Here is an 11,224-nt window from a genome sequence, read left to right as displayed (position 1 = left end):
GGCGCGCCATGGGCCCGCCCTGCCACCCAAAACTGTCCGACACCCGGGGCGGCCCCCGGCCGACTGGCTGTCGGCCGGGGGCATCGCCGCTTTCTTCCGTCAGGTCACTCCCCGGGAACGGGGTGGCTGTCGAGCCAGAGGCGAGCGGCCGCCTTCTCCTGTGGGCCGCAGAGGCCGGAGTCCGACTCCGCCACTCCCGCGGCGAACTTCCGCAGGATCTCGGACCGGTGCGGGTCCTTCACCACGACCGTGTCGACCGAGGACTGACCGGTGGTCGCGCCCAGCAGGACGTTCCCGTCCAGCGAGAGCATGCGGAACTCGGGACGGCAGTGGGCGCTGCCCAGCGGACCGGCGGCACCCACTCCCATGACGTCCCAGTCGGACCTCAGCTCCACGCACACCCAGGACGAGCCGGTGCCGAGGAAGAACCGGGGGTCCTCCGCCCGGAAGAGCCCCTCCTCGACCGCCAGCCGGTACCAGTCGGCGTTCGCCTTCCGGTGCAGCTCCGGGTCGTCGATGTCCGCCGAGGCCGCACCGCTGATGTCCCAGGGCATGACGCCGGCCAGCTGGCCGGTCACCACGGGAGGGATGAACCCTCCCGGGTCACCGCAGTCGTCCCGGACCACGAGCCCGGCCCGCTCCAGGGCCATCACGACTTCGTCAGTCACCACTTCGCGCTCCTCCGCCCACCCTGTCACCAGGGCGGACACGCCACTCCGTTCGCTTTCCTCCACTGTGAAGTGGCGCCGGGGTCAGGTCAGGCCCTGGCCCCGGCGCCAATCGGCAGATCCCGGTCCTCCCGGGAGGCGGATCAGGAGATCAGCTTGATCGCCTGCCAGCCGGTGCCGCCCACGACGACGGGCGTGCCCACCACCCCGGTCTTGCGGCCGGGGACGAACTCCAGGCCCGCCGAGGTGTTCGCTGTCGTGGTCCACAGGTCGGAGACGCCGTCGCCGTCGGTGTCACCGGGGGCGGTGAACAGCGGGCGGGCCGTCGTGGTCCAACCGGTCGCGTAGACCGTGCGGTTGGCCGGAACGCCCAGCGAGGCCGGGTCGGTCCCGCCGTCGGGGACGCCGTCGCCGTCCGCGTCGCCGCGGCTGCGGCCGTGGTACAGGTACAGCTCGCCGTTCTCGGTGTTGCGGGCGATCAGGTCGGTGAAGCCGTCGCCGTCCACGTCACCGGGCGAGGCGAGCTGCATCTTGCCCCAGCCGCTGTTGCCGATGAGGTAGCCCGAGTCGATCGTGCCGTAGGCGTAGCCCGGCAGGAACCACAGCTGGTCGCCGATGACCGCGACGAAGTCCGGGTTGGACGACTCGCTGTCCGGGGTGACGTCACCGATCGAGACGATCTGCTTGATGGTCGCCGGGTCGATCGCCGTCTCCGTCTCCGGGTCCGGGAAGAAGTACACCTCCTGCTTGGTGTCCTCGGTGAACTCGCCCTGGCCGTTGTTCGGGTACAGCCACAGCTTGCCGTCCGGGCGGCGGGCCACCAGGTCCTCGTAGAAGTCGTCGGTCCAGTCGCCGCGGTGGGTCAGCAGGGAGCCGTTCCAGCCGCCGCCGGAGGACAGCGGGATCATCGTCGCGACCTTGCCGGCGCCCGTACCGCCGTACAGACGCAGGTTGCTGGTGCCGTCGACCGCGAAGAAGTCCGGCATGCCGTCGCCGTTGACGTCACCGGGCTTGTCCGTCACGCCGGGGCTCTTGACGTAGAAGCGGTACGGGTAGATCGGGCCGGGGTTGCCGCCCCCGTCCACGATCCGCACGTACAGCGTGTGCGGTCCCGGGGTGAGCGGGGTGATCTCCGCCGTGGCCGGGCCGCCCTTGACCGTGGGCTTGGCCGGGCTGCTCGGCGGGGTGCGGTCCAGGCCGTACAGGTACTCCGTCGCGCCGGACTCGCCGTTGGCACCGAACTCGAACACGCCCTTGGTGCGGGCCAGCGCGCCCTCGACCGGCTCCATGTCGGCCGTGGTCTCGGGGAACAGGTCGTCCTTGGAGTCGACGGTCGGCATCACGGTCGGCGCCTTCGGGTCGAACCCGAAGCGGCAGCCCGGTGCGCCCTGCGTCGGCGTCCAGTCGGAGGCGAGGCCGTTGGCGATGTCCTCGGCCTGCGCCTTCCAGGAGAACTGCCCGTTGCTGGCGCCGATGTACTTCGTCAGCAGGTCCTTGCCCACGACCACCTTCGCCCGCGCGCCCTTGGAGTCGCTCGCCTTGACGGTGACCTTCACCCGTTTGTCGAAGAAGACCCCGGGCGAGGTGTCGTGCTTGCCGGTCGCCCACAGGTGGAACTGGACGTTGACGTCACCGCCGTCCGGGTCCCACACCTGCGCGGTCAGCGTCACGTCCGTGTTGCCGAGGGTGACGTAGGACGAGCCGTTGCCGCACTCGGTGGTGCTGACCTTGGTGCTGGGGATGGTGTCCAGCGCCCACGGGGCCTTCGGCGGACGGTTGAACTCGACGATCAGCTTGGCGTCCGGCTTGAACTTCTTCCAGCTGTACTCGTCCTTGTTGTCCTCCGCGCTCTGCGGGGCCCGCAGACCGAAGGTGATGTTCGACCACTTGCCGGCCGCCGCCTTGACCGCCGCGTCCTTGGCGGTGAAGTCGACGGCCGCGTTGGCGCAGCCGTAGTCCTCGTTGCCGTGGGCGTAGCTGCGGCTGTCCTGTCGGGTCGACCAGGAGGGCTGCGCGGACCAGGTGGTGTTCTTGCTGATGCCGCCGGTCAGCCACAGCTCCACCGGCTTGGGCGTGCAGGACCACGAGTGCGTCTCGGTGATCTGGAACTGCGCGTCGATCACCTTCACGCCGGCGAGGAACTTCGAGCCCACGCGGAAGAAGGAGCGGGCCGTGCCGCCCGTGGAGTTCTCGTAGCCGACGCGCGCCTCGCTGGTGGTACCGCCGTCCCAGCCGGTGCCGTTCCAGTAACTGTCCTTCGGGTGCGGCTTGTAGGCGATCGTCCAGGCCTCGCGGGTACCGGTCATCCGCGGGTCGATGTAGACCGGGAACTCGGTGTCCGGCGCGTTCAGCAGCTTCTGGTCCGGCATCAGGACGATCTCGTCGTCGGTGACCTCGACGCCGACCTGGCTGCTCTTGGTGCCCGGGGTGAGCGGTGACGGGTCGGAGACGGCCCCCGCGGTGGGCGCTGCCTGGGCGCTCGCCGTGCGGGCGCCCGACTTCGCCGTCGTCAGCGGCTGGGCCGGGGCCTGTTCCGTCGTCCCCGACGAGTCCCACATCCGTGCCGTGGAGGAGGCGAACACGGTCTGGCCCGCCGCGTTCACCGCGCTCAGGGTGCCGTTCTCGGCGTCCTTGCGTACGTCGAGGCCCTTGGTCTGCAGACCGAAGCCGACTTCCTTCAGCTCCGGCCGGTCGGCCGCCTCGGGCGTCTTCACGATCAGCGCCTGGCTGAAACCGTCCAGACTGGCCTTCACGGCCAGGTCCACGCCCGGGAAGACTTCCCGGTAGGTGGCGGTGGCCCCTTCGAGGACCGGCTCGGGCAGGGCCTTCGGCCAGGTCAGGGACAGCTCGCCGCCCTGGTCGGCGAGGGTCACCAGACGGGTGTCGCCACCGGCGGAGAACGTGACGCGGCCGGGTGCCGCCTTGGGCGAGATCCGGCCGGCGGCCTCGGTGAGCGTGGTGTCCACCGGGGTCCAGGTGCCCTCGCGCTTCACGCGGACGGGCATGGTGTGCTGGGTGGTGCGCAGGTTGCCGTTGGGTAAGGCCTGCGTCTCACTGGTCTCGGTGCGGGCGGACACCACTTCCACGGGCTTGCCGCTCTTGGCGGCCTGCTGGAGTGCGCGCTCCTCGGCGTTCACGGCCACCGTCGGGTCGGTGTCGGCCGCGGTGGCCGTCGTGGTGGTCAGCGGTGTCAGCCCGATCGTCCCGCCGGCGAGCACCGCGACGAGCGCGGCCCGCGCCGAGCGCCTGGCCGGGCGCTGTCTTCGGGATGTTTCTGGCATGGGCGAATCCCCCCGGAGTCGTTGCCGCGCGGGCCCCTCACGGGGGTCCGCTGCGAGCCCCTTCACATGGGCCGCGAGGCCGAACAGTACATGCCAACCAGGGGATATCTTTACTAACGCATAGTCAAAGTGGGGATTGTCGCATTGCCTCAACTTTGCTTGTCAGGCTGATCGACAACGCTTACTGTCTGACCGTTCAACACTCGATCACACAGAGTGATCACAGAGAGTGAGTAAGGGGGAGGTCCTTTAGTGGACCAACTGATAAGACAGTTACGCTATTTCGGCCACTGGCACAGATCCGTGTCCCTGTTCGTCGGGCTTGTCCTGTTCATCGGGTTGATACCCGACGACGCGAGCGCCGCCGACGGAAGCACCCGGATCTCAGATGTGAAACGCGACCGATCCGTTCCCGGTCGTGACTTCGAGAAGAAGCGTACGAAGACCCGCGACGACGCCGAGGGCACCTTCAAGCCCGCGGCCGGCAAGATCGCGACAGGCACGTTCACGACGCTGGTGACCGACAGCCGTGACAAGCTGCCCAAGAAGGCGCCGCTGACCACCGGCACCACCCCGGCCGCCCCGGGGATCAAGGGCCGGACCGCCGTGCAGACCGGCATGGTGAAGGCCCGCCAGACCGCCACCGCGGCAGCCGCCGCCAAGAAGGGCCTGCGCACCCGTGGCCTGGCCCCGAAGCGGGCCACCGCGGCCGCCGGCACCGCCGTCCAGGTCCAGGTGAAGGACACCGCCGCCGCCCGCAAGGCCGGCGTGCAGGGCGTGCTGTTCACCGCGGCACCCGCCGACAACGGCCTGGCACCCGCCGCGTCCGGCTCCGTCGAACTGGAGTTGGACTACGCGTCGATCAAGGACACCTACGGCGGTGACTGGGGCTCCCGGCTCCGGCTCTACCGTCTTCCGGCGTGTGCGCTGACCACACCCGAGCTGGAGCGCTGCCGTACCCGTACCGCGCTGCCGGGCGCCAACGACCCGGCCGCGAAGACGGTCACCGGCACCGCGGACCTGGCCGCCGCCAGTGCGGCGCCCACCGTGTTCGCCGCCGCCGCCGAGGCCTCCGGTCCGGGCGGCAGCCACGAGGCGACCTCGCTGTCGCCCTCCGGTTCCTGGATGGCGGGCTCGTCCTCCGGCGGCTTCGCGTGGACCTACCCGATCGAGGCGCCCGAGGTGCCCGGCGGTCCGCAGCCCGAGGTCGAGCTGTCGTACTCCTCGCAGGCCGTGGACGGCCGCACCGCGTCCACGAACGCGCAGTCCTCCTGGATCGCCGAGGGCTGGGACTACGAGCCGGGCTTCATCGAGCGCAAGTACCGCTCGTGCTCGGACGACAAGGCCCCGATCAAGAACGACAAGGGCGAGGAACTCAAGGCCAACAACACCGGTGACAGCGGTGACCTGTGCTGGGGTTCCGACCACGTGGTGATGTCGCTGGGCGGCAACACCACCGAGCTCGTCAAGAAGGACGGCACGGACGAGTGGCGTCCCGCCGACGACGACGGCTCCCGTCTGGAGCACAAGTCCGGTGCCGCCAACGGCACCAAGGACGGCGAGTACTGGGTCCTGACCACCACGGACGGCACCAAGTACCACTTCGGTCTGAACAAGCTGCCCGGCGCCCCGGACGGCACGGTCACCAACTCGGCGCTGACGGTGCCGGTGTTCGGCAACCACCCGACCGAGCCGTGCCACGCCACCGCATTCATGGACTCCGACTGCTCCCAGGCCTACCGCTGGAACCTGGACTACGTGGTCGACCCGCTGGGCGACGCCATGACCCTGTGGTGGACCAAGCGGACCAACTTCTACGGCCAGAACATGAAGGCCGACCAGCAGATCGCCTACACGCGCGCCGCCGAACTCGACCACATCGACTACGGTCTGCGCTCGGACAAGCTGTTCGGCGTCCTGCCGGCCGGCCGCGTCGGCTTCACGCTGGCCGAACGCTGCATTCCCACCGCATCGTTCGACTGCGCGGAGTCCAAGCGGACCGCGGCCAACGCCAAGAACTGGCCGGACACCCCGCTGGACCAGGAGTGCGCCTCCGGTGCCAAGTGCACCGACAAGTACTCCCCGACGTTCTGGTCGACCAAGCGCCTGACGAAGATCAGCACGAGTGTGCTCTCCGGCAGCGCGCTGAAGCCGGTCGACTCCTGGACGCTGGAGCAGACCTACCCGCCCACCGGTGACGGCACCTCGCCGGCCCTGTGGCTGGAGTCGATCACCCGCACCGGCCACGGCGCGGGCGGCACGGCGAACATGCCGAAGGTCACCTTCTCCGGCCTGCAGATGGACAACCGCGTCGACAAGGTGGAGGGCCTGCCGCCCTTCTCGCGTCTGCGTGTTCACGCCATCGACACCGAGACCGGCGGCCGTATCGGCATCACCTACTCGCCCAAGGACTGCCAGGCCCTGGAGCCGAAGCGGATGCCGACGAGCCCCGAGTCCAACACCATGCGCTGCTTCCCGCAGTACTGGACGCCCAAGGGCGCCCTGAACCCGGTGAAGGACTGGTTCCACAAGTACGTCGTCACCCAGGTCCGTGAAGAGGACCTGGTCACCGACAGCCCCGCCAAGGTCACCTCCTACGAGTTCCTCGGCGGCGCCGCCTGGGCCTACGACGACAGCGAGTTCACCGAGAACAAGCACCGCACCTGGTCGCAGTACCGCGGCTACGAGCGCGTCCGCACCCGCCAGGGCGCCGGCGACGACGTCAAGCAACTCACCGAGCACCGCTACTTCCGCGGCCTGCACGGCGACAAGCTGCCCTCGGGCACCCGCTCCTCGACCGTCACCACCAGTGACGGCACCGACCATCAGGACCTGCCCCAGTACCAGGGTCAGCTCCTGGAGCAGATCACCTACGAGTCCGACGGCGGCGCCATCGACTCGGCGACCGTCACCACCCCCTGGGCGGTGAACACGGCCACGCGCAAGCGTGCCGGAACCACGCCGCTGGAGGCGTGGATGACCCGTCCGGAGACCGTCCGCACCCGCGAGCGGGTCAAGGGCGAGACCTGGCGCACCTCCACCGAGACCACCAAGTACGACAGTTACGGTCTGCCGTACCAGGTCGAGGAGAAGACGCCCGGCGGCAAGGTCCGCTGCTCCACGGTCGCCTACGCCCGCAACACCGGCGCGCACCTGATCGAGCTGGAGTCCCGCGAGAAGACCACGCTCGGCGCCTGTGGCACCACCGGCGGCGAGGTCGTCGAGGACACCCGCACGTTCTACGACAACCTGGCCTTCGGCGCGGCCCCCACCAAGGGTCTGCCCACCGAGGTCCAGGAGATGAACGCCAAGGGCGACGGCTACATCACCATCGACAAGACCGAGTACGACATCCACGGCCGTGAGGTCGCGACCTGGGACGCGGACAACCGCAAGACGTGGATGGAGTACACGCCGGCCACCGTCGCGCGGCCGACCAAGCAGGTCTCGCACGACCCGCTCGGCTTCACCGAGATCACGGAGTTCGACGACGTCCGTGGCATGCCGGTGAAGGAGACCGATCCCAACGGCAAGTCGTCGACCATGCAGTACGACCCGCTGGGCCGTCTGCTGAAGGTCTGGGAGATCGACCGCGACCCGGCGACCCAGACCCCGACGGCCACGTACGACTACACCGTCCGCCGCGACGGTCCGACGATCGTCACCTCGCGGACGCTGAAGGACAACGGCCAGTACGCCGTGTCGTACGAGATCCTCGACGGCCTGCTGCGCGAGCGGCAGACGCAGGACAAGGCGGTCGGCGCCGGCCGGATCGTCAACGACACCTTCTACGACAGCGTCGGCCGCGTGTGGAAGGAGAACGACGGCTACTACAACGCCGACGAGCCCGAGCCGGAGCTCCTCCCGGTCGGTGACCAGGACGTCCCGTCCCAGAACCGCACCACCTTCGACGGCATGGGACAGCCCACCGCCGAGATCACGTACTACCGCGGCACCGAGAAGATGCGCACGACGACCGTCCGCGACGGGGACGTCTCCACGACGATCCCGCCCAAGGGCGACACCGTCACGGCGACCTTCGAGGACGCCGAGGGCCGCGTCGAGCGGATCCGCGAGTACACCAACGCGGAGCGCACCAAGTGGCGTGACACCCGCTACGAGTACGACGACCTCGACAACCTGTGGAAGGTGACCGCCCCCGGCGGCGCCGTCACCACCTTCGAGTACGACAAGCGGGGCCGTCAGACGGCCGTCGTCGAGCCCGACGGCGGACGCACGGAGATGCGGTACGACAACGCGGACAACGTGGTCGCGACCGTCGACCCGATGAAGCGGTCCCTGTTCACCACCTACGACGCGGGCGGCCGTCCGACCACCATGCGCGAGGGCAGCGAAACCGGCCCCAAGCGTTTGGAGTGGACGTACGACTCGCTGGGCAAGGGCCTGCCCACGGCCGCGATCCGCTACGAGAACGGCCGCGAGTACCGGGAGGAGGTCACCGAGTACGACAACGCCTACCGGATCAAGTCGACGAAGACGGTGATCCCCGCCGAGGAGACGGGCCTGGCCGGCACGTACGAGTACAAGTACGAGTACACCCCGACCGGCAACCTCGCCTGGGTGGAGGTGCCGGGCGTGGGCGGTCTGGTGACCGAGAAGATCGTCTTCCGGTACAACTCCGACGACATGCCGATCTTCATCGGCGGCGCGTCCACGTACCTCGCGGACGTCGAGTACTCGGCGTTCGGCGAGATCCTGCGCACGGACGCCGGTCCGGCCGGCAAGAAGGTGTACGGCTCTTACGTCTACGACGAGTTCACGCGTCGTCTGCAGACGGCCACCTTCGACCGCTCGGTCAGCCCGGGCCGCATCAGCGAGACGCGGTACGGGTACGACGAGGCCGGCAACGTCACCAAGATCACCGACGTGCCCGGCAGCGCGGCGCCCGACGCGGGCAAGACGGACACGCAGTGCTTCGTCTACGACCAGCTCAGGCAGATGACCTCGGCCTGGACGTCGAAGACGGCGGACGACTGCACGGCGGCGCCCTCCAAGGACACGGTCGGCGGTCCGGACGCGTACTGGAACTCGTACCAGTACGACGACGCCGGCAACCGCAAGCAGTTGGTCGAGCACGACCCGACGGGCGACACCACGAAGGACGTCACCCGCTCGTACGTGTACGGCAAGGAGGGCGTGGGCGGCCCGAACGCGCTGGCCGAGATCAAGTCGGTCGGCCCGCAGGGCGAACGCCTCAACACCTTCTCCTACGACGCGGCGGGCAACACCACCGGGCGCCAGCACGGCGGCACGCAGCAGACCCTCGAGTACGACATCGAGGGCAACCTGCGCAAGGTGACCCACCCGGTCGAAGGCGGCGGCACGAAGACCACGTCGTACCTGTACGGCGCGAACGGCGAACGCCTCATCCGCACCGGCGAGGACGGCAGCCGCACGCTCTACCTCGGCGAGGCGGAGCTGACGGTCAACGCGGCCAACACGAGCGCGAAGGCGGAGCGGTTCTACCCGCTCCCCGACGGCTCGGCGGTGGTTCGTGCGACCGGCGGTGTCCGTCAGATGATCCTGGCCGACCACCACGGCACGTCCCACACGGTCGTGGACATGGTGGACCCGGCGATGGGCGTCACCCGCCGTAAGTCGATGCCCTTCGGTGAGGCGCGGGGTTCACAGCCCACCGCCTGGCCCGGAGAGCGCGGCTTCGTCGGCGGCACGGTCGACAAGGACACGGGCCTGACCCGGCTGGGTGCCCGTGACTACGACCCGGTGACCGGGCGGTTCATCCAGGTCGACCCCATGGTCGACTACGCCAACCCGGCCACGATGAACCCGTACGCCTACAGCAACAACGCGCCGGCCACCTTCTCCGACCCCTCCGGGACGTTCTTCCCGATCCTGATCGGTATCGCGGCCCGTATCGCCATCCAGGCGGCCATCCGTGCGGCGGCCCGTCGTGCGGCGATCATCGCGGCCCGTAAGGCGGCTCAGGCGGCGGCCCGTCGTGCCGCGGCCCTGGCCCGCAAGCGGGCGATCGAGGCCGCGAAGCGCGCTGCGGCCAAGGCCCGCCGTGAGGCGGCCCGCAAGGCGGCGGCAGCCAAGCGAGCGGCGGCCAAGCGGGCAGCGGCCCGCGCGGCGGCCAAGCGAGCGGCGGCCAGGAGGGCTGCGGCCCAGGCCCGTGCCCGAGCGGCCCGGGCGGCGGCGAAGAAGGCGGCGGCCCGCCGGGCTGCGGCCCGCAAGGCGGCGGCGCGTCCGAAGCCGCGTGCCAAGCCCCGTTCCCAGCCGAAGCCGCGTCCGAAGCCGTCGCAGGTGAAGCGGGCGGTGAAGAAGGTCGCCAAGGAGGTACGGGAAGAAGCCAAGGAAACGGCCAAGGACGAGGCACAGGGCGCGGCCTGCGAGTCCAACAGCTTCAAGCCCGGTACCCGGGTGCTGATGGCCGACGGGTCGACCAAGCCGATCGAGAAGGTCAAGGTCGGCGACAAGGTCATCGCCACCGACCCGAGGACGGGCAAGACCTCCGTCCAGACGGCCACGGCGACGATCGTCGGCAAGGGCAGCAAGGACCTGGTGCGGGTCACGCTGACCGTCCACGACGGCTCAGCCGCCAAGGCGAAGACAACGACCGTCACCGCGACGGCCGGTCACCCCTTCTGGGTGCCGTCCCTTCGGGAGTGGGTCGACGCCGGTGAACTGAAGCCGGGCCAGTGGCTCCAGACGTCCTCGGGCACCTGGATCCAGATCGGTTCGGTCGAGGCGTGGACGGCGAAGGCGACGGTCCACAACCTGACCGTCACCGACGTCCACACGTACTATGTCCAGGCCGGCAACACGGCAGTCCTGGTCCACAACTGTGATCAGTACAAGGATCTGATCGAAGAGTTGCGGAATGCCGGTCAGCAGCCCGACCCCTCGGACAAGCGGGGGGAATACGAGAAGGCCGGGCGTGCGCTCGAGAAGCACGCATATCCGTCGAAGAAACGTCCGTCGTTCAGGGAAGGCGAGTGGCCCAAGCCCACAGGGAAGCGCAACCCGACGGCATGGAACGCCCTGGGCAGGGAGGTGCAGGACGAGATCCTCGGCAGCATCGCCTCGATCGAGCACTACCACTCCCGCAAGTACAACAGTGATTTCCTTGACGTGCGAAGCACTGACGGCAGGGGGATCAGGTACTGGTCACGCCGTGGCAAATTCGAATTCTCCGGATTCCTTGACGCGGGGACATAGAGATGCATCCTGAACGACACAACGGGCGCGAAGTTCAAGTCCAGAATTTTTCACCGATCGATTCGGACGAAAGAA

The 11,224-nt window shown here is 69.1% G+C and carries 3 protein-coding genes; 1 reads left to right on the top strand and 2 read right to left on the bottom strand.

The genetic code is table 11. The features are described 5' to 3' along the window. Window positions 1-104 precede the first annotated feature (104 nt). Window positions 105-668 (bottom strand): hypothetical protein, encoded by a 564-nt coding sequence (locus ACPT94_RS03870; RefSeq protein ID WP_360343288.1) that lies wholly within the window; start codon window positions 666-668, stop codon window positions 105-107. Between the two features lie 143 nt (window positions 669-811). Continuing rightward, on the bottom strand, window positions 812-3,949 hold the full coding sequence (locus ACPT94_RS03865) for an FG-GAP repeat domain-containing protein (RefSeq protein WP_360343285.1): 3,138 nt from the start codon (window positions 3,947-3,949) through the stop codon (window positions 812-814). Between the two features lie 390 nt (window positions 3,950-4,339). Here ACPT94_RS03865 and ACPT94_RS03860 point away from each other — a divergent pair, with 390 nt between their 5' ends. Beyond that, complete coding sequence (locus tag ACPT94_RS03860; protein WP_425245105.1) at window positions 4,340-11,149, top strand: polymorphic toxin-type HINT domain-containing protein; 6,810 nt, start codon at window positions 4,340-4,342, stop codon at window positions 11,147-11,149. Window positions 11,150-11,224: the final 75 nt, after the last annotated feature.

The sequence above is a fragment of the Streptomyces aurantiaciflavus genome, assembly GCF_049808595.1.
In the GTDB taxonomy this organism is placed as follows: Bacteria; Actinomycetota; Actinomycetes; order Streptomycetales; family Streptomycetaceae; genus Streptomyces.
Note: the sequence above shows the minus strand (reverse complement) of the source record. Positions and strands in the feature narration are given on the sequence as shown.